Here is a 25,113-nt window from a genome sequence, read left to right as displayed (position 1 = left end):
ATAAGTGTACCACAAACAAAAAAGCAAGTCTCCTATTCCCAAATTAGAAGACTTGCCCATTTATTATAGTATTGTCGCTTCCGGTTCTGTTCCGATCATATCGATCACCCTGTTATTCTCTCCCATGATCGCCACTTTCGGGATATGGTTATGAACCATTTCCTCAGCAACCAGTTTATACGATATGATGATGACAATATCTCCTTTTTGCACGAGTCTTGCTGCCGCCCCGTTCAGACAGATGACGCCGCTCCCTCTTTCACCCGGTATGATATAGGTTTCCAGGCGTGCACCGTTATTGTTATTGACAATCTGAACCTTTTCATTAGCCATCATTCCGACAGCATCCAGAATATCCTGATCGATGGTAATGCTCCCGACATACTCAAGGTTTGCTTCGGTTACAGTCGCTCTATGGATTTTTCCACTCATCATCGTTCTAAACATGTGAATCCTCCTCCGGTTGTACATTGATGATTATATTATCTATTAATCTGGCTTGTTGGAATTGAACAGCTATAGCTATGATGATGTCATCTTCCAGCTGCTTCAGTTCCTCAAGCTCCGGGTATGAATACACTTCCACATAATCAATGGTACCAGAAGTGTTTGCTTGAATGATTTTAGAAATCCTCCCCGTAATGACAGACGGAGTCCTCTCTCCGTCTTCAATACTTTTAGCCGCTTCTTTCAAACTTCTATATAGGAAAGGGGCAACTTGTCTTTCCTCTTCAGACAGATAGACATTTCTCGAACTCTTCGCCAGTCCATCCTCTTCCCGAACGGTCGGGACACGGATGATTTCAACAGGAAAGAAATAATCGCTCACCAAGCCTTCTACCACTGCGACTTGTTGGGCATCCTTCTGGCCAAAGTAGGCCCTGGTAGGCTGCACAAGATGAAACAATTTCGTCAGGACGGTCACAACTCCATCAAAATGACCTTCCCTCTTCCGGCCGCACAGTACATCTACACGCTCTTTCACCCTCATAGTCACTGACTGACTCCCCCTGTACATGTCAGCCACTTCAGGAATGAAAAGGATATCCACCCCTGACGTCCTTGCTAACTCCGTATCCCTTTCCACATCACGGGGATAGCGGTCAAAGTCTTCATTTGGCCCGAACTGCAGGGGGTTCACAAAAATACTCATCACGACGATTTCATTTTGACTTCTTGCTTCTTTCGCCAGGGTCAAATGCCCTTCATGAAGAAATCCCATTGTAGGAACGAATCCAATCGTCTTCCCCGTTTTTTTCAACGATTCTATACTCAGTCTCAAATCACTTATCTTTGTTATGACGTTCATTTGTTCATCCCGCCATAAAGAGAATGAAGTTCCTCATCCCGCATAGTAAAGGAATGTTCATCTGTCGGAAAGCTCTTACCCTTTACTTCATCAATATAGCTCTTTAGGCTGTCATGCATGACGTCTGATGCATTCCCATATTGTTTGACAAACTTAGGGACGCGGTTCACACCATACGTCACAAGGTCATGGAACACTAAAACCTGACCGTCGGTGTTAACTCCGGCACCGATGCCGATCGTCGGAATCGTTAAGGCTTCTGATATCTCCTTTGCGATTTGCTTCGGTACACATTCAAGTACCAGGGCGAAGGCACCTGCCTCTTCACATTTTATACTATCTTGGATCAATTTCTTTGCTGTGTCTGCTGTCTTCCCCTGAACTTTATATCCTCCAAGTATCCCAACGGATTGAGGAGTCAATCCTAAATGGGCCACCACGGGAATTCCCGCACTTGTAAGGTCCCTTATTCGATCGATGACGTGGGCGCCTCCTTCGACCTTTACGGCATGGGCCCCTCCCTGTTGAAGGATGTCCGCCGCCGTTTTAAGGGTTTCTTCCCTCGATAGGTGATACGACATAAACGGCATATCTGTCACGATAAACGTATTCGATGCCCCTCTTTTTACGGCCTTCGTATGATGAATCATATCGAATACCGTCACAGGTACCGTAGAGTCATATCCTAAAACGACCATGCCCAAGCTGTCCCCCACCAGAATGACATCGATACCCGCTTCCTCGGCTACTTTCGCACTTGGATAATCATAAGCTGTAACCATGGCAATCTTTTCTTTTTCAATCTTCATATTATGAAAATCTGTTGTTTGTTTCATGTTATCCTCCTTCTTTTCAGTCAGAGGTGACGAAACGGAATGAAAGCACTTTCATGACGAAAATAAAAAAACCTCCTGAAAAAAATGACAGAAGGATCATGAGTGTTTTATATCATTGTTTCGACCCTCTGTCCCAGTCCACAATGGATCAAGGCAGAAATAGTATTGAAAATCAAATGTACGTTTCTATCAGGTGCAGTTCCAAGGATACTGCCCAATTGGATTATACCATAAAAGAACGGGATGGCTACACAGATTTCCATCCCGCTGCAAGTTCAAACATTTACTTCAATATCGGCGGAGTAGATCTGATGGACCGTCCCGCCTGCGTCTTCGATCTTCAGTACGCCTTCATCCGTGATTCCGAGCGCTCTGCCTTCAATGGTTCCATTGATGGTTCTTGCCCGGATCTTCTTCCCGATACTGATGGCATAGCTTTCCCATAAAAGCTTGATTGGTGTGAATCCTTCTTTCATGTAAAGTGAATACAACGCCTCTATCCGTTCCAGTAATCCTTGAACAATGACAGATCTTGATAAGGTTCTGCCTTCTTCGATGGATAGCGACGTTGCAATCTTTTGAATCTCATCGGGGAAATGGTCTTTCGTCTGGTTGACATTCATCCCTATCCCGATAATGATGGAATTAATTTTATCCGATTCAGCCTGAAGTTCTGTCAGGATGCCCGTCACCTTTTTCCCCTCAATGAGTATGTCGTTTGGCCATTTGATCTGTGGATGGAGGCCGGTAACCTCCTCGATCGCCTGGACCACGGCCACGGCAGCTATAAGTGTGAATTGTGGGGCTTTTTGAGGTGGAAGGTGCGGCTTTAAGATTAAGCTCATCCAAATACCGGTACCTTTCGAGGAGTGCCACTCCCTCATCAATCTGCCTCTTCCGGCAGTCTGTTCGTCTGCAATCACCAATGTACCTTCTTCCGCTCCATTACTTGCAAGGGTATGAGCGATCCTCTGTGTGCTTGGAACAGATTCTTCATAATGGATCGAGGTCCCTAGCGTCAGGGTTTGTAAGCCTAAACGTATTTTACTTTCTGTGACACTATCAGGCGTCTCTATGATCCGGTATCCTTTTTTCCTTACCGCTTCCAATACAAAACCTTCTTTACGAAGCTCTTCGATATGTTTCCAGATTGCAGTACGCGAACAACCCGCTATATCAGCAAGGGCTTGTCCGGATAAAAATTCCTGATCCGATTCGAATAGCGCTTGAAGGACTTTTTTTCTTATAGTCGATTGCATTCTGTGAGCCACCTCCTTATCTCTTCTTTATCATTGGGGATTGTCTCATTAATGATAGCTGATTCAATTTCAAGCAATCGTTCTTTCACCCATGGACCACCCTTTTGGTCAGCCCATGCCATTAAGTCCGTACCTGTTACATCTAGTTCTTGCCTGGACGAGATTGCGAGGTTGCGATATTGCTCCATTACTCTTTCCACCGAAAAGTCTGATGAAGGTTCCAAGCATCCGTATACTTTTTCAACATTAAGTGCTACTTCGAGACCGGCACGATATAATAATGTCTTTGTCCATCCAGTTTTCCTTTCCTTTAAAATATCGAGTTCTTTGGAACGGACCCTGATCATTTTGGAAGGAAGTCTCCACCCTTTCAGAAAGCCCTGCACATCTACCTCCCCTATATAAGTCAGTAAGAGAAGCCAGGCTTGATCTTTATTTAATGTGTCCAAACCAGGGAGGTCTGCTAACGCTTTGAGTTGTGCACCGTATCCACCTAGATAGGGAAGCTCCTTGTACAAATGGGTGTCCACAAGGAGCTTCAGCCCTTTTTGCTTCCATAGGCCAGCCAGTATTTTCTCGAATTCCATTGTTTTTCGTTCAACTGCTATATGCTCCAGAAGTCTCGAGTGCTCCCTTAAGCTGATTAATGTAGATGATTCGAGACTGAAGCCGAGCTGACTGACAAACCGGACTGCCCTCATCATGCGCAAGGCATCCTCAGTAAACCTCATTTCCGGTGAGCCTACGGTCCGTATCAACCTATTATGTATGTCTTCTTTACCATGATAAGGATCCATGATAGTGCCATCGCAGTTCATGGCCATGCTGTTCATGGTGAAATCCCGGCGCTTCAAGTCCCCGTCTAGTGAACGGATAAATTCTACCTTATCTGGCCTTCTATAATCCGTATAGGAAGACTCGCTCCTAAACGTGGTGATTTCATATTCTCTGCCCTCTTCCAAAACGAGGACCGTCCCATGTTCAATACCGAGATCAATCGTTCTATGGAAGATTGCTTTTACCTCTTCCGGGTAGGCAGAAGTGGCGATATCTACGTCATTGATCGTTCTGCCAAGTAAGTGATCCCGGACAGATCCTCCAACGAAATAAGCTTCAAACCCTGCCTTTTCAAGCTTTTTCAATATGGGAACAGCTTGTTGGAATATGGTTGGTAACATTCTTAACACCTGCTTTACTTGAATCGACTAAAGGATCCCTGACAGTTCACAAAAGATTCTTATAGATTTGTTCATACTGTTCGACTATTTTGCTCGAGTGAAATTTCGTCCGTGCCGTTTGGAGGGCATTCTTCGATAATTCCATGTGGAGCTTCTCGTCCTTCATCAATTGCAATGCCTTCCCGGCAATTTGTTTGACGTTTCCGATTTCACAGATAAATCCGTTGTATCCATCTTCGATCACTTCAGGGATACCGCCTACATTCGTGCCGATGCTTGGAACACCACAAGCCATCGCTTCGAGTGCGACTAAACCGAAGCTCTCTTTTTCTGAAAGTAATAGTTTGATATCACTGATCGAATAAAGTTCTTCCAGATTATCCTGTTTTCCAAGGAATAAAACACGATCTTCTAATCCAAGCTCCTTTACCTGCTTGCATATGAGTGTCATTTCAGGTCCGTCCCCTACAAGGAGAAGCTTGGATGGAATTTCCTTCTGGATGAGGTTGAAGGAAGCGACTACATCGGTCACCCTTTTCACACCACGGAAGTTTGATACATGGATGATGACTTTTTCATGATCCTTGATTCCATATTCTTTTCTTAGATGACTGGAATCCACTTCCCTGTATACCCTCTCATCAATAAAATTATAAACCGTTTGGATCTCTTTATCAGGCTGGATCAAATCATGGGTTTGTTTTACTAAAGCGGAAGAAACCGCCGTCACGACATCCGACTTTTCAATACCGAAGCGAATGGCCCCTGTCAGAGATGGATCGTACCCAAGAACCGTAATATCCGTTCCGTGTAAGGTGGTGACGATCTTCACGTCTTTCCCGGACATTTGTTTCCCCAATATGGCACAGACAGCATGGGGAATCGCATAATGCACATGCAGGATATCCAGGCTTTCCCGTTCCGTGATTTCCGCCATCTTATTCGCCAATGCAAGATCATAAGGAGGATATTGAAACACTGAATATTGACTCACTTCTACTTGATGAAAATAAATATTGTGATACATTTTGTTCAATCTGAACGGAATGCTCGAGGTAATAAAATGTATTTCATGGCCTTTCTCAGCCAGTAATTTCCCGAGCTCGGTTGCCACTACTCCTGATCCTCCGACCGTCGGATAGCAGGTAATTCCTATCTTCAACTTCTTCATACACTTAATCTCCTAACAAATCATGATGCAAGATAAGGGTGTTATAGGAAAAGAATCCTTCTGCATAGCGGAGTCCCGCATCTTTCCCCATCATTCTCTCCCTTGCTTCAACCGCTTCGATATATCCGTCTGTTAAAGGAGTCGACACTCCGTCGGATCCTTTAGAGAATTGGCTTCCATATGCTCGAAGGCTCGCAATCTTTGCTTGCATATACGGCTCGATATCCACAACAAATTGAGGTTTATGAAAACCGTTGATCATATAGAAATAGAGGTGAGGCGTTTTATGGACCGGGGTTTCGGAATGAAACTTCCGGATTCCCGCAGAGAAAAATGCCTCTTTCACCAGTCGGGAAACATTTCCATGATCAGGATGGCGATCTTGGTCATAGGGAGCAAATATTGCTTTCGGTTTATACGTTCTAATCAAGTTGACGACTTTCTCAATGTGTTCGTCCGTTATGTATATTCCCCGGTCGGGTATATCGAGGGTCACTCTCTTACATGCCCCTAATATGTCTGCTGCCCTAAGCGCTTCCTCTTTTCGCAAAGAAACCGTCCCATTGGAAGACAGCTCTGCCTCTGTAATATCGCAGATGACAATATTCTTTCCCTCAGCAGCATATTTCGCCAGGGTCCCTCCCATACCGATTTCCACATCGTCTGCATGTGCTCCAAACGCAAGGATGTCTATTTGTTGGTCCACATTACTCCTCCTTTTCCTTCACTACACTCCGCCACGCAATATCCCCTCTGTCAAGACCTCTTACCAGCACTTCAGCAGTACCCATATTGGTCGCGAGCGGTACTGAATACACATCACAAAGCCTGATCAGGGCCGTCACGTCAGGTTCGTGGGGCTGTGCGGTCAGGGGATCCCGGAAGAAAAGGATAAGGTCCATTTTATTATTGGCGATGTAAGAACCTATTTCCTGGTCTCCTCCCAAAGGGCCTGAACGGAATCGATGGACGGATAAACCCGTTTCTTCTCCGATTCTTTTTCCCGTTGTCCCCGTGGCAAAGAGGGAGTGTTTCTCTATGATTGACTTGTATGCAAGCACGAAACGAATAAGATCATCTTTTTTCTTATCATGAGCAATCAGCGCAATATTCATAACACTCACCCTTTAGTCTAATATATTTTCAAGTCCATACACTAATGTGTCCAGTTTCATGACCGTGTCCACAGAAACCTTCACTCCCGACATGAAACTTCCTCTGTTAAAGGAATCATGGCGTATCGTCAATGTTTGTCCCTCTGCTCCTAACATTACCTGTTGATGTGCGATGAGTCCTGGGAGGCGTACACTGTGAATATGCATCCCATCTACATTCGCTCCCCTGGCACCGCTATGTGTTTCCTTCTCATCAGGATGCCCCTGCTCCTTCGATTGCCTTACTTCCCTGATCATTTCTGCCGTTTTCACGGCCGTACCGGATGGTGCATCCAATTTTTGATCATGATGCAGTTCAATAATTTCAATATCATCGAAATATTTTGCAGCCATCTGAGAGAATTTCATCATGAGCACGGCTCCAATCGCAAAATTGGGAGCAATGATGCATCCAAGTGACTTGGATTCTGCCAGTTCCCTCAATTCTTCCAGTTCATCTGCAGAAAAACCCGTTGTCCCGACAACCGGTCTGACCCCATATTCCAGGGCCGTTTTCGTATGATGATACCCGACTTCAGGCGTCGTCAAGTCAATCAACACATGAGGCGCCCCATCTTGAAAGCATGCCTCTATATCTGAATACACCGGCACATCCAGATCCGCTTCCTTCTTGTGATCGATTACGCTAATAAGAGTAAAATGCTCGGTGTCCTTCACCAATTGAACAGCTTCCTTCCCCATTCTTCCTCTCGGTCCTGCAATCGTGATGTTAATTTGCTCCACCTTCATCCCCACTTTCGATTCTGGTCCATCGATCTTTATCTCTTGTATTAAACTTATGCATTACTGTATTGTGGGCTTCTTCAAGGCTGATATCCAGGGAGTTGGCCAAACAGATAACGACAAACAACAGATCCCCCAGCTCTTCCTCAATCGTGTTTTCTTTTTCTGTATGTTTCTTTGGTTTTTCACCATGGTAATGATTTACTTCTCTCGCTAATTCACCAAGCTCCTCGGTAAGACGCGCTACCATCGCCAATGGACTGAAATAACCCTCTTTGAATTGACTTATGTATTGGTCCACTTCTTTTTGTAATTGATTCATCGTTTTATTTTTATCCATAAGAAGTCTCACTCCTTCATTATCTCCTATCATGTTAGCTAAATCCTTCCCGTTTGACAAATATTACGTTTGATTTTGAAAGTCTTCGTTGCCAGTTTGTTTTTCTTCTTATATAATGTCTCTGTCAACTTAGATAATACTATAAAAGGAGGGAAACACAGATGTTGGGATTACGCATTAAAAATATATTGTTCATCTTATTAGGGTCGGCTATATTTGCTTTTGGACTCGTACATTTTAATATCCAAAATAAACTGGCTGAAGGTGGATTCACGGGAATAACGCTCATCCTTTATTTCTTATTTGATATTGATCCGTCGTACTCCAACCTTGCCTTAAATATACCCCTATTCTTCCTGGGATGGAAGCTCCTCGGGAAGAAAGCTTTCTATTATACTGTGATCGGGACTGTAGCTCTATCCGTATTTCTATGGATTTTTCAACGGTATCAAATGACCATCAACCTCGAAGGGGATCTTTTTCTCGCGGCCTTATTTGCGGGTGTTTTCATTGGAATAGGACTGGGGATCATTTTCAGATACGGAGGTACGACAGGCGGGGTGGATATCATCGCCCGACTTGCCCACAAATACATAGGGTGGAGCATGGGAAAGACGATGTTCATGTTTGATGCCGTCGTCATCGGCGTCTCACTCATTACGTATTTGGAATACCGGGAAGCGATGTACACGCTGGTAGCTGTTTTTGTGGCTGCAAGGGTCATCGATTTCATGCAGGAAGGGGCTTACTCTGCCAGGGGGGCCATGATCATTTCAGAACGCAATGAAGAAATCGCCACTGTCATCAATGAGAAAATGGACCGGGGAGTGACCGTATTACGCGGCCACGGCTCGTTTACGAAACAAGAGCGGGAAGTTCTTTACTGCGTAGTCGGGAAAAATGAAATCGTCAGACTGAAAAACATCATTACAAGCGTTGATCCTCACGCCTTCGTATCCGTCACCGTGGTCCATGACGTTCTCGGCGAAGGATTCACACTCGATGCAGATAAAAACCCTATACTGGACTAGAGGGAATCGTACGTCAAACCAAAAGCAGCCGGACTCGGAGGATCCTCCGAGTCCGGCTGCTTTATTGTATTCTTAATCGTCACCATTCATCCCGGTGAAAATAAGTACCAGTCTTATCAGTTCAATGATGGCCACTGCTGCAGCGGCTACATACGTCATTGCTGCTGCGTTCAGCACTTTTCTGGCATGACGCTCTTCTTCATTGCGGATCAAGCCAATGGAAACGATTTGATTCATCGCCCTCGATGATGCATTGAACTCAACAGGAAGCGTGATCAATTGGAACACAACCCCTGCGGCCATTAAAATGATCCCAAGCAGGAACATACCGGTTAATTGAGTGAAAATGCCGATCATCAAGAAGATCCAGGACATATTAGAACCGATATTCGCTACCGGTACAAGAGCATGGCGGAATCTTAGAAATGCATAGCTTTCAGCGTCCTGTATGGCGTGTCCTACTTCATGCGCAGCCACTGCCGCCCCGGCGACCGAGTGCCCGTGGTAGTTATCAGGTGATAACGCTACGGTTTTCGTCATCGGATTATAGTGATCACTCAGAAACCCTCTGCCTTCCACAACTTTTACATTGTGCAAACCATTTTCATCAAGAATCCTTCTGGCCATTTCCCTGCCGGTCATACCCGAAGTCGTAGCCACTTTTGAATATTTCTTAAACGTACTCTTTACACGCATCTGTGCTCCTATTGGAATAAGAGCAATCAGTAAAAAGTAAATCAAAAATCCTGCCATTATCGCTAAAACCTCCAGATGTATAGATTACCTAAATTTTATAGCGCCATCCTCGTACTGTCAATTTTTTTGACGTTCGGACTTTTTCACTTCATCCTGTCCCTTATATTTTCTCCAACCTACATAAGATAATGTAGATACAATGATACTGCCCGTCGAAATGATGACCCACCAAAGGGAAGGATCCGCTTCATCCTCTGTCATGTTCTCGAATAGTTTTTGTAGATCCGTTTCCAAAGCCGTCAGCTCACTCATCGTTTGTTCCCCTTCCAACACATCCTGACGATAGTGATCCAAGTAAGTGATCCTTGCATCCAGTGATTGAGCCCGCTCAACTGGAATATCCAATTTAATACTCGGTTGAATGATATTATATTTTGATAAAAACACATTCAATGTCGTTTGGTATTCATCAACATTTCCGTTTTCCGCTGCAACCTTTACACCATTAAAGGCTTCCATGATCGGGTCTTCCATTTCAACCCATAAAGGCTGATGCTGACTGTTTAATGCATCCATCACCAGTCGGAACTTCGTAACGGCATTCACCTTTTGCTCAAGAGCAAGGGAGGAATGGTTGATACTTTCCAATGCAAGATTATGTGAAATGGTAAGAATTCTAAGCTCATCCATCGAGAAGGACTGTTGGACACTCAAAGAGGCAAATTCTTCGGAGAAATAAACTAATAGATGCTTGGCTTCTTCATACCTGCCTGCCTTTGTCATCTGTAAAGCCTGATCTGATATATCATCGAGCTCGTTGATTGGAGACGGAGATTCTACAGCGATTAATGGGTGAGGTACTAAAATGAGAAATAAGAAAAGCGTGATAAAAAATTGGATTAATTTCATACTTGTCCCCCCTAAAACTACTAATAAAGTGTATGAAGGGGTGGACAAGAGTAGACCATAAATCAGTCAAACTTATAGTCAAGAGAGAGACGATTTGTTTTCTGCGTGAAATAATACGCAATGGCGATGGAGATGATGCTGAGCCAGAAAGTGAAATATCCGATATTCTGAATATACATATAGAGTCTTGAATATACAGGAAACTGCATGTAAACATAATCGATGATATCATTATGGACGGTCCAGACAGCCCCTGCGGCAATATGCCACAACTTCACCCGGTAAAACGAGGAATATAGGATACCCTGCACGGCCATTGCCGCGTGTGAAGCCATCAGCATATATCCTTCCCAAGGCAAATCACCCGATACCATGAGGGTCAACAGGTTCATGATCACTGCCCAAACTCCGTATTTAAACAGGGTGATGATGGCAAGTACTTCAAAAATCGGCCAATTACGATTCAGTATAAACGCGATTAATACGAAACAAAAAAATAGACTGGCTGTCGGACTATCCGGGACAAACAGTAAAAACTGGGGAGGAGTATTTCGGAGCTGTGACATATACCATATGTATCCATAGATGGTACCGAATACATTCACTAATAGCAGCAACCATAAAAAGGTTTTATTTCTTAGTATCGTCATGATCCAGAGCATGTTTGCACCTCTCTTTCAAGTAGAAAAAAAGGGCCGACAGAAGCCGGCCCTTTTTCAATATTATTCTTCTAAACCAGAAATGAATTCAGAGAGTTTCTTCAACTCTTCATCTGTCCCTTTAAATAAACCTGCAGGCATGCCCGGTGGTTTACCGTTTTTAGCGATCTTCGCAATTTCTTCAGGTGCAAGACCCGTTCCGATTAAGGAAGGACCCGCCCCACCCTGCAAATTCTCACCATGACAGTTAATACAACCATTCTTCTGATCAGAAAAAATCTTATATCCTTCAGATTCTTTATCGATATCCACTTCAGCACGGATCTTCCCTTGTTCCTCAGCCGCTTCCCAGTCATGGGTCGCAACGGATTCCCAAGTCAGGAAGTACGTAGCTGCAAGTGCCAATAACATGAATCCTACTGCAAAAGGACGTTTTGTTGGACGGCGTTCAGGTCCTATATCTATGAATGGTGCAAGTAAAAGTGCCCCAAACGCGATTCCAGGAATGACGAACGCTCCGATAACATTATAAGGTCCAGATGCATATGTGTACTTAAGTAATTGGTATAAGAATAAGAAATACCAGTCAGGTAATGGAATATATCCAGTATCTGTCGGATCGGCTATACGTTCTAACGGTGATGGATGAGCAACCGTTAAACAAAGATAACCGATAAGGAAAACAGCTCCTACCAGCCACTCCTTCAATAAGAAGTTCGGCCAGAAAGCTTCTGTTTTACCAGGGAACTCCGAATAGTCTTTCGGTATATTCGGCTTTTTGTCTGCAGGAACCCGGGAGTCCCCTACAAACTTCATCCCTTTTCCTCGATGCATAGTGTCCCCCTCCTTTTATTAGGTTAATCATTTACAATTGTTTCTTATAGTGGTCCGGAAATACCTTGCTTACGGATCATCAGGAAGTGAGCTCCCATCAAACCAAGTAGAGCAGCAGGCAGGAAGAATACGTGAATAGCGAAGAAACGAGTCAGAGTCTGTGCCCCGACGATGTGAGCATCTCCCGCTAATAACATTTTCACCTGATCTCCGATAAATGGAGTGGCCCCTGCTATTTCAAGACCTACTTTCGTCGCGAATAGCGCTTTCATATCCCAAGGCAGTAAATAGCCGGTGAAACCAAGCCCTAACATAACGAAGAAAATAAGAACCCCAACAACCCAGTTCAATTCACGAGGTTTTTTGTATGCACCTTGGAAGAAGACGCGTAGTGTATGTAAGAACATCATTACGATAACCAAACTGGCTCCCCAGTGATGCATTCCGCGGACAATTTGTCCAAATGCAACTTCATTTTGCAGATAATACACAGATTCCCAAGCGTTTTTAATATCTGGAACATAGTACATCGTTAAGAACATTCCGGATAAAATTTGGATGACGGTTACGAAGAATGTCAATCCTCCGAAGCAGTAAACAAACGCAGAAAAGTGATGCGCAGGGTTTACATGTTCAGGAACTTCGTGATCCGCGATATCGCGCCACAAAGGCGTAATGTCTAAACGCTCGTCAACCCAATCATAGATCTTGTTCAGCACAGATTACGCCCCCTTACTTAACAAATTTATTTGGTTCTGGTTGTCCAAGATAAAGAATTCCATCTTTTACTTTTGTCGGATATGAATCCAACGGTGCTGTCGGTGGTGTACCTGGTACATTCTCACCGTTCTTGTGATACATTCCACCATGACATGGGCAATAGAACATTTCTTTATGATCCGGATTCCCATTCCAGTTAACTGTACAACCGAGGTGCTTACAAACCGGTGAAAGAGCAATGATTTTGTCTTCTTTGTTCTTATATACCCAAGCGGTTTGTGTAACTTCTGATGTGTACCACGCATCTTTTTGCTCATATGAGAAATCGACACGTACTGGTTCATTCGATAATTCTGAAACCTTTTGCTTAGTCGCTCTAAAATCTCCCGCAGCTTCCGTTTTCAACACTGGATCCACTGCAAAGCGAACCATCGGCATTAACATTCCCGCCGCCATGAAACCGCCTACACCCGTAAGTGTATAGTTAAGGAATTGACGTCTAGATACACGATGTTTGCTCATCCTTTTCCCCCCTCTATCGTAAGGTAAGTCCGTCGGACATATTTCGCACAAATATAAAACTAGGACATAACTATGATATATTAAACTCTATACAAGGTCAATAACTCTCGTATCTAAAAGATGGAAACAATGTGAAGTTTTTATGAATTTTTTTGCCATTTTTGTACAATCACATTTAACAGCTGCTTTACCTGATCTTCCATAATCGAATGTTTATATTGTTCGTCCAGGTTTTCAAGAGGAATGGATGGGACCCATATCAAGCCTTCTCCGAGTTTATCCTCGACCTTTTTCCACCCGCTGTCTGAAGTCAGAAAGAAGACATGCTTCACACCGCTCACGGTTAATTCTCTTGCCCATTGGGATAATTCGGATACCTCGCGATCCACCGATGATGACATCCTATACGTAAATGAAGGGATCATCATCATTCTACCCTTGAATTGCCTTTCCAGGTGCAGAGTGAGTAGATTGATAAACTCTGATTGTGCTGCTGAGACTCTTATATCCTTCCCGAAATCAACAGGGACAACGGGAATGACAGCCGTATCTACATATGCTTTTTCGGCTTCGAACACTTCAATATCTTTTACGTTCCAATTCATATATAACCCTCACTTTTTTCTTTCATTTTCCACTTCCCATCTTATCACTTTATATCATCTCATATAAAGCGATTTCACTTTTTTATACAAGCGCTTTACATATAAAACGTGCTCCCTGGTGAAATACTCCCCGGGATAGGTATACTTAATGGGGATAAACCACTCAGGACACGAAAAGAGCCTCGTTCATAGTATGCACCATTCTTAATCTTACTATCTAAAAAAGACAATAAAAAAATCGAATGAAGAGAGGGCGTTTCTCTTCATTCGACTTATCAGGTAAGGCTATTCAATTCTTTGGTCAATTTATTGAAAGCCTTTTTGTCACCGGTATCCAATGCTAAATCGATGGCCTTTAACAAGCGGTCCTTCCTGAAGGTCTGCAGGCTGTCCTCTAGAAACCGTTCAGCTACCATTCTGTCTTTTTCATTGATCAGTAAGTATTTCGGCATAAACGGATTTTCTTCCAGTACGGCTGCAAATTGATAACTGGAATTTGCCTTACTGAAGTTTAGCTGAATGTAAATGTCTTCATCCTTGTTCAATCGGATATCATGAAAGGACTTTTCTGCGTCCGTTGTCATGATATTCTCTTTATAGAACCGGAATGGAACATCTTCGACACAATGGGTGGACATCACCAAGCCTCTCGGACAGTACTGGGATTCTTCGACAAAGTGAACCTTTTTCATTAGTTGGTCATGACTCATCAGATAATTTAAGATCCACACACATTCTCTTCGTTTTAATTGATATCGGTTCAAAAACCAGCGGATAAATTCTTTCTTCTCGTTGACAGAAACAGGGGTGGTCATGGTTTTCCCTCCTCTGCAGAATCCTTTTTAAAAGGTCCGTTTTTCTTTCATCATAAAGTTTAGGTCACATTCATAAGCCCTTAGCCATATTCATTTCCTAACGTCCAAGTCCCTTAGACCCACCGTCACTGATCAGTCTTGTAATCTTTCAATCAGGTCCTGCCATTCGTCATTTGAAGGATCCATTTCAATCAGGTGTTTATATACTTCTACTGCTTCACCCCTGAGTCCTTCTTCTACTAGAAATTGTCCGAACTCTAGTAAAAACTCTTGATGATTCTTAAAGTAAGTATATGCAATACGGTATTGTTTTAATGCATGATTATATTGTTCAAGCCCTTCATAAGCTTTTGCCAGATCCCAGTTGATCTGAGGCTCTTCTTCTCCTTCTACCGTCAGCATCTGGGCAATCTCCAGCACATCTTCATACCGGTCCTGTGTAAAGAACAATTTATTGATGATAAGGGCAGCCTCCACATAACCGGGGTCAAGCGCCAAGGCTTCCCGAAGGAACGCTTCCGCTGCTTTTTCATGGCCCATCTTCAATGAAATCTTGCCTCCGAATACATTCAGTTCTTTATTGTATTCATCCTGCTTCACACCTGCCTGAACGGCTTCCAGGCTCTCTTGAAGCTTTTCTTCACGCTCATACGACTTCGCCAGTAGTAAATAGACAGAATGATATTCAGGATCCAGTTCCTTGACGGAAACGAATTTTTCAATCGCCTTTTCGTAATAACCTGCCTGATAGGCTGTAAAGGCATAGCCGAACAGTGTATTGATTTCCAGATGTTCTTGAAGAGCTTTTTCATAATGGGTCAAAGCTTCTTCGAATGCTCCTCCTACACTATAGGCCTCGGCCAATCTCTGGTGGACATTGGTTCCTCCAAGTTCAGTCGTCCCCTTTTCAATGAGGATCTGATAATGCCTGATCGCTTCCAGGAATCTGCCCGTTTCAGAATACAATTCCCCCAGTCCGAAATCGATGACAGGTTCATCGGGCAATAACCTCTTAGCTTGAAGAAGCTTTTGTTCGCTTACTTCAAACAAACCCTGCATTTGATATAGATCTGCTAAAAGAAGAAGTGACCTTGGATAGGTGGGGTCTTTCTCATCCAATTCTGCAAGCGTCTCGATGGCTTCCTCTTCTTTATCCATCTCCACCAGCACTTCCGCCAGTTCAATGAGAAGCTCACCCTCACCCGGATAATATTGAAGGAGATTCCCGTACAGCTCTTTTGCTTCCTCCAGAAAACCCAGATGATGTAATTCTTCGGCAAGACTGAATTTTTCTTCATGACTCCCAAATTTCAGCACTTGATTATATTGTTTCTTTGCTTCTTTTAAATTTCCTTCATTTAAAGATGATAACATTTGTTCAGCGTATGACATGGTCAATCCCTTTCTATAAAAAAGCTTGTATTCAATTAAGTAAAATATCCCGGGGTTTGTATGATCAGTTCTTCACCAGCTCCAGGATAAAAATGACCTCGATTATTTATATAATGATATTTCCCTTTGTTCATAGTACATTTTAGCACATGATGATCATAATGAAATGATAATGGCTCAGCACCCAACTCGCCTTCAGGCTTCATATAGAGGTTATAACATATTTCTCCACCAACCAAAAAATTTCCTCTAAGGGGATATATTCCAATTTTCTTCAATATGCTTAATTTCAGTGGTTCTTTTTCGGGGATTTCAGCAGGAATATGGGGAATACCCTCGCTTTTCATCGAATTCTGCCATATTTTAAGATGCTTCATTTTGGTTTTATTGTCTATGTCTGTCGTAAAAAAAGGGACAAAAGTAATAGGGTAATCATACAATAATCCTTTGATCCATCCCCACGGAATGTCTCTTAATACAGCTGCTTCGTCCAGATCGATCCAGATGACAGGAACTTTATGCCGCTTACATGCCCGTATGATGTTCGGGGTAATCAGATTCGCAGATATTTTTAATCCTATCGTATAATCAATGGGACTGTTGAGCAACGCTGTTTTCCGTTCATTTAATCGTTTAAGAAATTCATACTCATACTGTATTGAAAAAGCCGTTAAAACCGTGGTACACCCTCTTTTTATAAATTCGTCAAGGTAATAGTTCTTTACGGTGGAAAAATCACTCCCTTGGGGTACCATTAAGTCACACATGACATGTCCGGGCGTCATCAAAAAAAGGGAAACATCCATTTTCATGTACTTGTAGTACTGAAAGCTGTTCCTGATGGCTGAAATCCTGCCGTCTTTTATCAATAGTGAAGAGTGAGTATGCTTGGTGTCCTTTACCCAATTGGCGTTTTCAATGATATAGGTGCTCAACCCGTCATCACCTTCCTTTATAGACAAGCTATGAAGGGAAGGATGAATTCATGCCACCCACTCATTAAAAAGAGAGGCGGATTTAGCCCTAAGACCAACCACCTCTCACATTATTGATTCAGTTCGCCAACAGTTTGTTGATGTGTTCAAAGAAAGTCGGATACGAGATCTTCACGGCCTCTGCATCTTCTAAATATACATCTGAGTCCGTTAACAGGGAAGCGACTGCCAGAGTCATGCCAATCCGGTGGTCGCCCCAGGAATGGACTTCTCCACCGCGTAAAGGGGTTTTCCCCTCGATGATCATCCCGTCGTCTGTACCCTGTATGTTTGCACCAAGCTTTCCAAGCTCCTTCACAACAGCATCGATTCGATTGGTTTCCTTCACTTTTAATTCCTCGGCATCCTTGATGACGGTCTTCCCGTCCGCTTGTGAAGCTAAAAGGGCAATGATGGGAATTTCGTCGATCAAAGAAGGAATCAGGTCCCCTCCGATTTCAATTCCTGTAAGTTTGGACGTATGCACCATAATATCACCGACCGGTTCACCTTCGGTTGATTGCTCCATGACCTCAATGGACGCACCCATTTTCTTCATCACTTCCACAATACCGGTTCGCGTTTCATTTAGCCCGACATTCTTCAACAATACTCTACTATCTGGAACGATGGCTGCGGCCACCATGAAAAAGGCTGCTGAGGAAATGTCTCCAGGTACAAGGATTTCCGTGCCTTTCAATACCTGTCCTCCCTTTACTTTAATGGTATCTCCGTGCTTCTCGATCGTTCCACCAAACTCGACGATCATCTTTTCTGTATGGTTCCTCGTTTGCTCTCTTTCGACTATTTCAGTCATTCCTTCAGCCTGAAGCCCGGCCAGAATGAGAGCGGATTTCACCTGGGCACTTGCCACAGGTAAAGAATAATGGATTCCTTTCAGATTTCCGCCCCTAATGGATATTGGCGTAAAGTTGCCTCCGGAACGGCCATCTATCACTGTCCCGAATTGCTTTAAGGGCTCTGTCACTCTTTTCATGGGCCTTCTTGCAATCGAGGAATCACCTATCAGAACCGAATGAAATGGCCTTCCTGCCAGAATTCCCATAATGAGACGGGTCGTGGTCCCTGAATTTCCCACATCAAGAATGTCAACGGGCTCTTTCAAGTGATCCCACCCATTACCGTACACGATCACTTCACCTTCAGAGACCTCTATCTCAACGCCTAATTTACGAAAGCAGGAAATCGTGCTTAAACAATCCTCCCCCATAAGAAAGTTATGTATAACCGTTTTGCCTTCAGCAACCGATCCAAACATAATGGAGCGGTGGGATATCGATTTGTCCCCGGGTACGTGAAGCTCTCCATTCAAACCACTGTTTGGATTTGACAGTCTTTTCTTCGCTTCCATGCTTATCACCCTTTATCCTAAGAATAGTTCATAATTTGTTTGCTCTCTTAAGCAGTGCAAAGCTCTTTCTCTATCTTCCAACGTTTGAAAGCTGATCGCTAATACTCCGTATATATCTTCTCTCGTTTCCATTATTCTGATATTCGTCAAACTGATTTTCTCCTGTGCAAGATACCCTGTTACTTCGGAGATCACCCCTGGATAATCGGGGACATCCACAAATAAATCATAGAATGAAGGAATGGCCCCTTTTTCTAAGATAGGGAGATCATCCCTGAATGTCTTCGCATCATTAAAATAATCGTATATTTTCTGTGAATCATTTATTTCGATGAGCGATACGACCTCATCCATCTCTACTTTCCACTCCTTTAAGAGAGAAAGCAGGACCCCTCTGTTCTGAATGGTGATGTCTTTCCACATTGTTGGGTTGGATGAGGCTATTCGGGTTATATCACGAAAGCCTCCTGCAGCAAGCCTTCTCAAATAGGGGTGTTCAGTCGAAGAGCCCTTCGCCTGGTGAACCAGTGAAGCCGCAACAATATGGGGAAAGTGGCTGATCATCCCCGTTAACTCATCATGTTCCCTTGGCTCTACTATTAAAAATTTCGCATGTGTTCCCCTCAGCCAGACTTGAAGCCTACAGACGTTTTCCTCTGTCACACCGGAACCCGGCGTAAGCATATAAAAGGCATTTTCAAATAGGATTTCTTTCGCAGCTGCTACGCCGCTCTTATGAGAGCCAGCCATTGGGTGGCCCCCGATAAATTGAATCCCGTTTTTGGTCAGTCTCTCCGATGAGCTCATTATCTGTTCCTTTGTACTGCCTGTATCGGTGATCAAAACTCTTTCTTTCAAGGAAAGGGATTCAAATTGTGCGATGATCTTTTCTGTTTGAAAAACAGGTGTAGAGATAATAATGAGATCTGCTTGTTCAGCGGCAGTCTGTAATGAAAGGGACATCTCATCGATTACCCCCAGTGATTTCGCCAACCTCAATTCTTTATGGTTCACATCATGACCAATAATTTTGGCATGTGGGTGTTCTTTTTTTATGCAGAGGGAAAGGGATCCCCCGATCAGCCCCATCCCAATGATCAACACTGTTCCAATCATCGTTTCTCCTCCAACATCTGATTTTAAAAAAGCCGGAAAGGACCAACGCCCCTCCGACCGCTCATCATTCTTGTTTCTGAAGTGCCAGAAATTCTGTCATTTTATCGATGACCTCTTCATTTTGATCATAGGATCCTACTGTTATCCTGACAGAATGAGGGTATCCCAGTGCTTCTCCGGACCGGACGATATAGCCCTTGCTCATCAAGTATTGAAATACCTCGTCTCCACTTACGCCAAAGTCGATCAATACGAAGTTCGCTTGCGATGGGACATAAGCGAGGCCGTTTTGCTCACAGAAGCTGTAATACTGCTGAAGTCCTTTTCGGTTCTCACTCCTGCATTCCTCGATAAAGGTCTGATCATCGATGGCCGCTGAGGCCGCTCCTTGAGCAAGTGAATTGTTATTGAAAGGTTCACGGATCGGCTCCAGTTTCCCGATCACGTCTTTATTCCCGATCCCGAAGCCCACTCTAAACCCTGCCAGTCCATATGCTTTTGAAAAGGTGCGTGTAATCAATAGTTGAGGATATGACTTCAACAATTCCAAAGAATCATAATAATCCTCCGCCACTACATATTCATAATACGCTTCGTCCAAAACGACAAGTACATGGGAAGGGACAGCGTCCAAGAAGGAAATGAGTTCACTATTTCGGATATATTCCCCTGTTGGATTATTGGGCGAACATAACCAGACGACCGAAGTGGTGTCATCAATTTCTCCCAGCATTTTGTCCAGTTGATGCCTTCCTGCAGCATCCAGGGGAACTTCACGGACCTCTGCTCCTTCAACGATGGCATTATGCTTATATTGTGGGAAAGTAGGGGCTGCCATTACCGTACTTTTACCACCATCCAATAAAGCCCTGGAGATGATCTCGATCACTTCATCCGAGCCATTTCCAAACAATAACTGTCCAGGTTCCACAGATAAATGTTCTGCCATCTTAAAACGTAACTCCTTCGCATAACCGTCAGGATAGAGCGCATGGGAAAGAGCACTGTTTTTCAGATAGGTTTCAACGTTTCTGGAGCATCCGAAGGGATTTTCATTCGATGCAAGCTTCACTACTTTCTCAAGATTGAATAACTCTTTTACATCATCCATCGTTTTTCCAGGCTGGTATGCTTTAAGATTTTGAATCTGGGATTTCCACTTCATGTTTAACTTCCTTTCAGTCGTTTTCATAATGGCCGCTTATTTGTTCTTCAAGTCAGGGCGAAGGCTGACTGCATTTTTCATATAAATATGTTGGATGTCACTTTGAGGTGTTGATGTATTGAAGTGGATCATCACTCTGATGCACCGGGACAGTCCATCAGGCACGTCCAATTCCTGCATGCACATAACGGGGACATATATCCACTCTTCGAGTCCCCTTAATGCTTTAGCTGGAAATACGCTCGTAATGTCATCTGTTGCAGAAATAAAAACGGATGCGACATTTTCTGCCGTAATATTATTATGTAAAATCATTTCCTTTAAGAGACTTTCAGTTGAAAGGAGAACTTCCTTTTCATTATCACGATCTGCTGTAGTGGCACCTCGAATTCCCCTGATCATTCTTCCACTCTCCCTTTTTTCTTGGTATTCTATAGTCTCTTTAGCGCCGGGATCTATAACTGTCGAATGTATGCATCCGCCTGTTTTAAATCCTCTTCCGTAACATCTGCCATCACTGGTTCACCGATATCTTTCAACAACACGAAAACCGGATTGCCGTTCAGGGACTTCTTATCACGCTTCATCCCCTCGTATAATGTATCAAAACCGATGTTGGAAGGAACCTTCAGATGGTACCCAAGAGACTTGATCCACCCTATAAACCTCTCCATATCAAAGGACAGTTTGCAGTAGCGTTCACTTAGATACAAAGCATAGACCATCCCGATCATGACCGATTCCCCGTGGGTTCGATTTCCATAGCCGCTTGCGCTTTCAACTGCGTGGCCGTAAGTGTGCCCGAAGTTCAAGAATGCCCGGATATTTGACTCCCGTTCATCTTTTGATACAATATCTCCCTTTACCTGTATTCCCTTAATCAGGCAATCTGTTAAAAAGCTTTCATCCAGTTTTGCGGGTGATCGGAAAGAATGCATGAGATTCTGTAAGAACTCCTGATCAGATAAGAAGGCATGTTTGATCACTTCAGCGAATCCCGATAGTATTTCCGTTTCGGAAAGGCTCGAAAAGTAGTTCAAATCAAAGAATACGCCTTCCGGCTGGTAAAACTGACCGACCATATTTTTCCCCAGCGGGTGATTGATCGCCACTTTCCCTCCTACGGCACTGTCATGGGCCAGTATCGTTGTCGGTACTCCGATGAAAGGGATTCCCCTCATATAGGTGGATGCGATAAAGCCCGCAAGATCACCAATGGCACCGCCACCGAAAGCAATCACGATGGATTTACGATCTACATGATGTTTGAGTCCGTGTGTTATCGCTTCTTCATAAGTGGCAAAGTTCTTTGCGTTTTCCCCTTTGGGAGCCTGATAAATGGTTACATCAAAGGACTGACCGAGATCATCAGAGAAAGCTTGCCCATGAAGCTTAAAAACCGTTTCATCGGCAATGAGCCATAGCTTTGATACATCAGGGAAGGACTTCTTAATAAAAGAAACAATTTCATTCGTCATCTCCACTCCAATATTCACGTCATATGTCTTGGAAGCAGTTTGAATGGTTACCTGTTTCATTTCATTAATACTCCTTTGAATCCTGACGTTGTCTGTCGATATCCTGACGAAGTTTGTCAAATTGATCACTATTGAATTGTTCGACGATGCCAGCAGCAAGTTCCCATGCCACTACGGCTTCTGCTACTACGCTTGCAGCTGGAACCGCACAACTATCCGATCTCTCGATGCTTGCTTTAAAGGGTTCCTTCGTTTCGATGTCTACACTCTGAAGAGGCTTGTACAGAGTAGGGATCGGCTTCATGACCCCTTTGACACGGATCGGCATACCCGTTGTCATACCTCCTTCAAATCCTCCTAAGCGATTCGTTTTCCGGTAGTACCCAAGCTCCTCACTCCATGCTATTTCATCATGCACTTCACTTCCCGGCTTTCTTGCCATTTCAAAGCCCAAGCCGAATTCGACGCCTTTAAATGCGTTGATACTCATGACCGCCATAGCAATTTTCGCATCAAGCTTACGGTCATAATGAACGTAACTGCCCACACCTGCAGGCATCCCCTCAACGATGACTTCTACGACCCCTCCGATGGAATCCCCATTCTGCTTCGCTTCATCTATCAGGTTCATCATTTTCCCGGCAGCCTCTTCATCCAGGCAGCGAACAGGAGATTCTTCTGTGATCTCTCTCAATTCATTTATAGAATCATAATGAAGCTTTTCTGCTTTAATGCCTCCGATTTCAAGGACATGTCCGACAACTTCAATATCCAATAACTTCAATAGCTTCTTAGCAACGGCTCCTGCTGCCACCCTTACAGTCGTCTCCCTGGCAGATGAACGTTCCAGGACATTCCTGAGATCTCTATGTCCATATTTCATTCCGCCAACGAGATCCGCATGCCCTGGTCTCGGCCTCGAGATCTTTCTCTTCACTTCTTCTTCTCCGCCTTCAAGAAGGGGCTCGATTCCCATCACCTTCGTCCAGTGAGTCCAGTCTTTATTCTCCACAACCAATCCTAAAGGAGAACCAAGAGTATATCCATGTCTCACACCGCCGACGATCGAGGCACGATCCTTTTCAATCTGCATTCTTCGTCCGCGTCCATAGCCTTTCTGCCTTCTTGCCAGGTTTTCATTTATATCTTCAGCTTCAAGCGGCATTCCTGCCGGTAGCCCTTCAATGATGGTCGTTAACTGTGGTCCATGTGATTCTCCAGATGTTAAGTATCTCATTTACTTTCCCCCTTCAACTCGTTAAAGAATTATGTACCAATATAACATAGAATTTATATTCTTTCCTAGTCCTTACGTTTAAAAACTTTTCTAATATTCTATTTTCCTAAAAAATATAAAACGATGTGAATCCACCATATTTTGAAAGTTCACTTTTTATAACCCCAAGGGAAGAAAGAAGTGATTCAAGTTATGCGGATTGACATCGTCATTGTTTATATTTTTTTGTAGAAGAAGGTGTCTTCTGTTTCGAAGCCGTATTGGGATGGGTTGAAGATTTGTTCTGTGCTGCCTACGAAGAGGACGCCGCCGGGCTTTAGTGAGGCATTGAATTTATGGTAAAGAAGGTTTTTGGCCTCTTCTGTGAAATAGATCATTACATTTCTGCACACGATCAAGTCGTATTTCCCTTCGAATGGGTCCGAAAGCAGGTTTTGCTGCTTAAAGGTCACCGTTCTCTTTACTTCGTCCTTCAGTTTAAACAAAGGTCCTTCCTGGATGAAATGGATTTTTTTCATTTCTTCCGGGATTTCAGATAATGACCTTTCTGGATAGACCCCGTTCATGGCCCGTTGAAGTGCATTTTTGTCTATGTCTGTGGCCGTGATGGAACCGCCTGAAAGGGGAATATACTTCGACAGCATCATGGAAAGGGTGTAAGGTTCTTCGCCGGTTGAGCATGCTGCGCTCCATACTTTCAAAGTTGCATTCCCATCTAACAGTCGGGGGAGAATCTTTGTCTCCATAATTTCCCAACGCTTGTAGTTACGGAAGAATTCTGACACGTTTATGGTCATTCTGTCCAGAAACCCTTCCATTTCTTCTCTATCCCGATTCAACGCACCAAAGAACTCCTGAAAACTTCCATACCCTTTCTTTTCATAAAGGGCCGTCAGCCTCCTCTTCATCTGGGCTTCTTTATAAAGGGAAAGATCAATACCCGTTCTTCGTTTAATCCCTTGAATAAATTCACTATAATCATTTGACATTTGAATCCACACTCTCTTTGCTGCGATAAAGGTATAAAGCTATATTATCTATATCGAACATTTCAGGGAAAAGTTAAACCTTTATCCATAGAAAAAAGCAAGCCGCAAATCGCGACCTGCTTCTAAATATCAAAGGGCTATTAGTAAACCCACTCATTCATTAACTTGGAATATTCAACCAGTTCTTCTTCTTTGAAGAATAGACCAATTTCTCTTACAGCGCTTTCAGCAGAGTCGGAACCATGGATGATGTTCTTGCCGACAGTCAGACCGAAATCACCGCGGATCGTACCAAGAGCGGCATCCTTGGGATTAGTGGCCCCCATCATGCCACGTGCAGTCGTGATGACGTTTTCACCCTGCCAAACCATTGCAAAGACAGGTCCAGAAGTAATAAAGTCAACAAGTTCCCCGAAGAATGGTCTTTCCTTATGCTCACCATAATGCTCTTCGGCAAGCTCGTTTGAAATGCTCATAAGCTTGGCGCCGACTAATTGAAACCCCTTCTTTTCAAAACGTGATACGATATCACCGATTAATCCTCTTTGTACGCCGTCCGGCTTTACCATTAAAAAAGTCTTTTCCATCTTCCCCACTCCTAATATGTA

29 protein-coding genes are annotated in these 25,113 nt (G+C 43.6%); 1 reads left to right on the top strand and 28 read right to left on the bottom strand.

Annotation, left to right across the window (positions count from 1 at the left end; translation table 11 throughout):
- Positions 1–63 precede the first annotated feature (63 nt).
- From panD to ACSQ2E_RS09625, 10 genes are all read right to left on the bottom strand, one after another.
- The gene (panD, locus tag ACSQ2E_RS09670; protein WP_435990331.1) at positions 64–447 is read right to left on the bottom strand and encodes an aspartate 1-decarboxylase; all 384 of its coding nucleotides are present in this window, start codon (positions 445–447) and stop codon (positions 64–66) included.
- The gene (gene panC / locus ACSQ2E_RS09665; RefSeq protein ID WP_435990330.1) at positions 440–1,309 is read right to left on the bottom strand and encodes a pantoate--beta-alanine ligase; all 870 of its coding nucleotides are present in this window, start codon (positions 1,307–1,309) and stop codon (positions 440–442) included. Before panC ends, panD begins: the two co-directional genes overlap by 8 nt.
- Complete coding sequence (panB, locus tag ACSQ2E_RS09660) at positions 1,306–2,145, bottom strand: 3-methyl-2-oxobutanoate hydroxymethyltransferase (protein ID WP_435990329.1); 840 nt, start codon at positions 2,143–2,145, stop codon at positions 1,306–1,308. The genes panC and panB overlap by 4 nt, the downstream gene beginning before the upstream one ends.
- A 275-nt stretch (positions 2,146–2,420) precedes the next feature.
- Positions 2,421–3,404, bottom strand: coding sequence for a biotin--[acetyl-CoA-carboxylase] ligase (locus tag ACSQ2E_RS09655; protein ID WP_435990328.1), 984 nt, complete (start codon positions 3,402–3,404; stop codon positions 2,421–2,423).
- Positions 3,389–4,582 (bottom strand): CCA tRNA nucleotidyltransferase, encoded by a 1,194-nt coding sequence (locus ACSQ2E_RS09650; RefSeq protein WP_435990327.1) that lies wholly within the window; start codon positions 4,580–4,582, stop codon positions 3,389–3,391. Before ACSQ2E_RS09650 ends, ACSQ2E_RS09655 begins: the two co-directional genes overlap by 16 nt.
- 46 nt (positions 4,583–4,628) lie before the next feature.
- Positions 4,629–5,753, bottom strand: coding sequence for an N-acetyl-alpha-D-glucosaminyl L-malate synthase BshA (bshA, locus tag ACSQ2E_RS09645; RefSeq protein ID WP_435990326.1), 1,125 nt, complete (start codon positions 5,751–5,753; stop codon positions 4,629–4,631).
- 4 nt (positions 5,754–5,757) lie between these two features.
- Complete coding sequence (bshB1, locus tag ACSQ2E_RS09640) at positions 5,758–6,459, bottom strand: bacillithiol biosynthesis deacetylase BshB1 (protein ID WP_435990325.1); 702 nt, start codon at positions 6,457–6,459, stop codon at positions 5,758–5,760.
- A 1-nt stretch (position 6,460) separates the two neighbouring features.
- Positions 6,461–6,868, bottom strand: a complete 408-nt coding sequence (gene mgsA, locus ACSQ2E_RS09635; RefSeq protein ID WP_435990324.1) for a methylglyoxal synthase — start codon at positions 6,866–6,868, stop codon at positions 6,461–6,463.
- A 12-nt stretch (positions 6,869–6,880) separates the two neighbouring features.
- Positions 6,881–7,651, bottom strand: a complete 771-nt coding sequence (gene dapB / locus ACSQ2E_RS09630; RefSeq protein WP_435990323.1) for a 4-hydroxy-tetrahydrodipicolinate reductase — start codon at positions 7,649–7,651, stop codon at positions 6,881–6,883.
- A complete protein-coding gene (locus ACSQ2E_RS09625; RefSeq protein ID WP_435990322.1) occupies positions 7,638–8,051 on the bottom strand; it encodes a nucleotide pyrophosphohydrolase in 414 nt (137 codons plus the stop codon). Before ACSQ2E_RS09625 ends, dapB begins: the two co-directional genes overlap by 14 nt.
- 101 nt (positions 8,052–8,152) lie before the next feature.
- On the opposite strand from ACSQ2E_RS09625, the gene ACSQ2E_RS09620 reads away from it, so the two are divergent.
- On the top strand, positions 8,153–9,022 hold the full coding sequence (locus ACSQ2E_RS09620) for a YitT family protein (protein WP_258261624.1): 870 nt from the start codon (positions 8,153–8,155) through the stop codon (positions 9,020–9,022).
- A gap of 72 nt (positions 9,023–9,094) precedes the next feature.
- Here ACSQ2E_RS09620 and ACSQ2E_RS09615 read toward each other — a convergent pair whose 3' ends face one another.
- The 18 genes from ACSQ2E_RS09615 to ndk form a co-directional block, all read right to left on the bottom strand.
- Complete coding sequence (locus ACSQ2E_RS09615; protein ID WP_435990321.1) at positions 9,095–9,775, bottom strand: zinc metallopeptidase; 681 nt, start codon at positions 9,773–9,775, stop codon at positions 9,095–9,097.
- Positions 9,776–9,835: 60 nt separating this feature from the next.
- Complete coding sequence (gene ypjB / locus ACSQ2E_RS09610) at positions 9,836–10,627, bottom strand: sporulation protein YpjB (RefSeq protein WP_435990320.1); 792 nt, start codon at positions 10,625–10,627, stop codon at positions 9,836–9,838.
- 62 nt (positions 10,628–10,689) lie between these two features.
- Entirely contained in the window at positions 10,690–11,289 is a 600-nt protein-coding gene (locus ACSQ2E_RS09605; protein ID WP_435990319.1) for a DUF1405 domain-containing protein, read from the bottom strand.
- 60 nt (positions 11,290–11,349) lie between these two features.
- Entirely contained in the window at positions 11,350–12,120 is a 771-nt protein-coding gene (locus ACSQ2E_RS09600) for a c-type cytochrome (RefSeq protein ID WP_435990318.1), read from the bottom strand.
- A 44-nt stretch (positions 12,121–12,164) separates the two neighbouring features.
- Positions 12,165–12,839, bottom strand: coding sequence for a menaquinol-cytochrome c reductase cytochrome b subunit (gene qcrB / locus ACSQ2E_RS09595; protein ID WP_032087896.1), 675 nt, complete (start codon positions 12,837–12,839; stop codon positions 12,165–12,167).
- A 13-nt stretch (positions 12,840–12,852) separates the two neighbouring features.
- Positions 12,853–13,362: a ubiquinol-cytochrome c reductase iron-sulfur subunit gene (locus ACSQ2E_RS09590; RefSeq protein WP_034758386.1), complete on the bottom strand. Its 510-nt coding sequence runs from the start codon at positions 13,360–13,362 to the stop codon at positions 12,853–12,855.
- A 140-nt stretch (positions 13,363–13,502) separates the two neighbouring features.
- On the bottom strand, positions 13,503–13,967 hold the full coding sequence (locus ACSQ2E_RS09585) for a YpiF family protein (protein WP_435990317.1): 465 nt from the start codon (positions 13,965–13,967) through the stop codon (positions 13,503–13,505).
- A 275-nt stretch (positions 13,968–14,242) separates the two neighbouring features.
- Positions 14,243–14,782: a ReoY family proteolytic degradation factor gene (locus tag ACSQ2E_RS09580; protein ID WP_435990316.1), complete on the bottom strand. Its 540-nt coding sequence runs from the start codon at positions 14,780–14,782 to the stop codon at positions 14,243–14,245.
- 132 nt (positions 14,783–14,914) lie between these two features.
- Entirely contained in the window at positions 14,915–16,174 is a 1,260-nt protein-coding gene (locus ACSQ2E_RS09575; RefSeq protein ID WP_435990315.1) for a tetratricopeptide repeat protein, read from the bottom strand.
- Positions 16,175–16,209: 35 nt separating this feature from the next.
- The gene (locus ACSQ2E_RS09570) at positions 16,210–17,109 is read right to left on the bottom strand and encodes a hypothetical protein (protein ID WP_435990314.1); all 900 of its coding nucleotides are present in this window, start codon (positions 17,107–17,109) and stop codon (positions 16,210–16,212) included.
- A 118-nt stretch (positions 17,110–17,227) separates the two neighbouring features.
- On the bottom strand, positions 17,228–18,520 hold the full coding sequence (gene aroA, locus ACSQ2E_RS09565; protein WP_435990313.1) for a 3-phosphoshikimate 1-carboxyvinyltransferase: 1,293 nt from the start codon (positions 18,518–18,520) through the stop codon (positions 17,228–17,230).
- Positions 18,521–18,532: 12 nt separating this feature from the next.
- Complete coding sequence (locus ACSQ2E_RS09560; RefSeq protein ID WP_435990312.1) at positions 18,533–19,636, bottom strand: prephenate dehydrogenase; 1,104 nt, start codon at positions 19,634–19,636, stop codon at positions 18,533–18,535.
- Positions 19,637–19,700: 64 nt separating this feature from the next.
- The gene (gene hisC / locus ACSQ2E_RS09555) at positions 19,701–20,801 is read right to left on the bottom strand and encodes a histidinol-phosphate transaminase (RefSeq protein WP_435990311.1); all 1,101 of its coding nucleotides are present in this window, start codon (positions 20,799–20,801) and stop codon (positions 19,701–19,703) included.
- 36 nt (positions 20,802–20,837) lie between these two features.
- The gene (gene aroH, locus ACSQ2E_RS09550; RefSeq protein ID WP_435990310.1) at positions 20,838–21,203 is read right to left on the bottom strand and encodes a chorismate mutase; all 366 of its coding nucleotides are present in this window, start codon (positions 21,201–21,203) and stop codon (positions 20,838–20,840) included.
- Positions 21,204–21,256: 53 nt separating this feature from the next.
- Positions 21,257–22,339, bottom strand: coding sequence for a 3-dehydroquinate synthase (aroB, locus tag ACSQ2E_RS09545; RefSeq protein ID WP_435990309.1), 1,083 nt, complete (start codon positions 22,337–22,339; stop codon positions 21,257–21,259).
- A gap of 4 nt (positions 22,340–22,343) precedes the next feature.
- On the bottom strand, positions 22,344–23,516 hold the full coding sequence (gene aroC, locus ACSQ2E_RS09540) for a chorismate synthase (protein ID WP_435990308.1): 1,173 nt from the start codon (positions 23,514–23,516) through the stop codon (positions 22,344–22,346).
- A 215-nt stretch (positions 23,517–23,731) separates the two neighbouring features.
- Entirely contained in the window at positions 23,732–24,505 is a 774-nt protein-coding gene (locus tag ACSQ2E_RS09535; RefSeq protein ID WP_435990307.1) for a CheR family methyltransferase, read from the bottom strand.
- A gap of 140 nt (positions 24,506–24,645) precedes the next feature.
- On the bottom strand, positions 24,646–25,092 hold the full coding sequence (gene ndk / locus ACSQ2E_RS09530; RefSeq protein WP_034758349.1) for a nucleoside-diphosphate kinase: 447 nt from the start codon (positions 25,090–25,092) through the stop codon (positions 24,646–24,648).
- Between the last annotated feature and the right edge of the window lie 21 nt (positions 25,093–25,113).

The sequence above is a fragment of the Rossellomorea sp. LjRoot5 genome (assembly GCF_964253455.1).
GTDB lineage: Bacteria > Bacillota > Bacilli > Bacillales > Bacillaceae_B > Rossellomorea.
Note: the sequence above shows the minus strand (reverse complement) of the source record. Positions and strands in the feature narration are given on the sequence as shown.

Bases quoted from the DNA above. Each gene is read 5' to 3' on its own strand.
- ACSQ2E_RS09590 (WP_034758386.1), bottom strand. From the start codon at position 13,362: ATGAGCAAACATCGTGTATCTAGACGTCAATTCCTTAACTATACACTT.
- panB (WP_435990329.1), bottom strand. From the start codon at position 2,145: ATGAAACAAACAACAGATTTTCATAATATGAAGATTGAAAAAGAAAAG.
- mgsA (WP_435990324.1), bottom strand. From the start codon at position 6,868: ATGAATATTGCGCTGATTGCTCATGATAAGAAAAAAGATGATCTTATT.
- ACSQ2E_RS09575 (WP_435990315.1), bottom strand. From the start codon at position 16,174: ATGTCATACGCTGAACAAATGTTATCATCTTTAAATGAAGGAAATTTA.
- panD (WP_435990331.1), bottom strand. From the start codon at position 447: ATGTTTAGAACGATGATGAGTGGAAAAATCCATAGAGCGACTGTAACC.
- ACSQ2E_RS09580 (WP_435990316.1), bottom strand. From the start codon at position 14,782: ATGACCACCCCTGTTTCTGTCAACGAGAAGAAAGAATTTATCCGCTGG.
- aroA (WP_435990313.1), bottom strand. From the start codon at position 18,520: ATGGAAGCGAAGAAAAGACTGTCAAATCCAAACAGTGGTTTGAATGGA.
- aroC (WP_435990308.1), bottom strand. From the start codon at position 23,516: ATGAGATACTTAACATCTGGAGAATCACATGGACCACAGTTAACGACC.
- ndk (WP_034758349.1), bottom strand. From the start codon at position 25,092: ATGGAAAAGACTTTTTTAATGGTAAAGCCGGACGGCGTACAAAGAGGA.
- bshA (WP_435990326.1), bottom strand. From the start codon at position 5,753: ATGAAGAAGTTGAAGATAGGAATTACCTGCTATCCGACGGTCGGAGGA.
- aroB (WP_435990309.1), bottom strand. From the start codon at position 22,339: ATGAAACAGGTAACCATTCAAACTGCTTCCAAGACATATGACGTGAAT.
- ypjB (WP_435990320.1), bottom strand. From the start codon at position 10,627: ATGAAATTAATCCAATTTTTTATCACGCTTTTCTTATTTCTCATTTTA.
- ACSQ2E_RS09615 (WP_435990321.1), bottom strand. From the start codon at position 9,775: ATGGCAGGATTTTTGATTTACTTTTTACTGATTGCTCTTATTCCAATA.
- ACSQ2E_RS09655 (WP_435990328.1), bottom strand. From the start codon at position 3,404: ATGCAATCGACTATAAGAAAAAAAGTCCTTCAAGCGCTATTCGAATCG.
- ACSQ2E_RS09535 (WP_435990307.1), bottom strand. From the start codon at position 24,505: ATGTCAAATGATTATAGTGAATTTATTCAAGGGATTAAACGAAGAACG.
- ACSQ2E_RS09600 (WP_435990318.1), bottom strand. From the start codon at position 12,120: ATGCATCGAGGAAAAGGGATGAAGTTTGTAGGGGACTCCCGGGTTCCT.
- ACSQ2E_RS09585 (WP_435990317.1), bottom strand. From the start codon at position 13,967: ATGAATTGGAACGTAAAAGATATTGAAGTGTTCGAAGCCGAAAAAGCA.
- ACSQ2E_RS09650 (WP_435990327.1), bottom strand. From the start codon at position 4,582: ATGTTACCAACCATATTCCAACAAGCTGTTCCCATATTGAAAAAGCTT.
- aroH (WP_435990310.1), bottom strand. From the start codon at position 21,203: ATGATCAGGGGAATTCGAGGTGCCACTACAGCAGATCGTGATAATGAA.
- hisC (WP_435990311.1), bottom strand. From the start codon at position 20,801: ATGAAGTGGAAATCCCAGATTCAAAATCTTAAAGCATACCAGCCTGGA.
- ACSQ2E_RS09560 (WP_435990312.1), bottom strand. From the start codon at position 19,636: ATGATTGGAACAGTGTTGATCATTGGGATGGGGCTGATCGGGGGATCC.
- ACSQ2E_RS09605 (WP_435990319.1), bottom strand. From the start codon at position 11,289: ATGCTCTGGATCATGACGATACTAAGAAATAAAACCTTTTTATGGTTG.
- ACSQ2E_RS09620 (WP_258261624.1), top strand. From the start codon at position 8,153: ATGTTGGGATTACGCATTAAAAATATATTGTTCATCTTATTAGGGTCG.
- panC (WP_435990330.1), bottom strand. From the start codon at position 1,309: ATGAACGTCATAACAAAGATAAGTGATTTGAGACTGAGTATAGAATCG.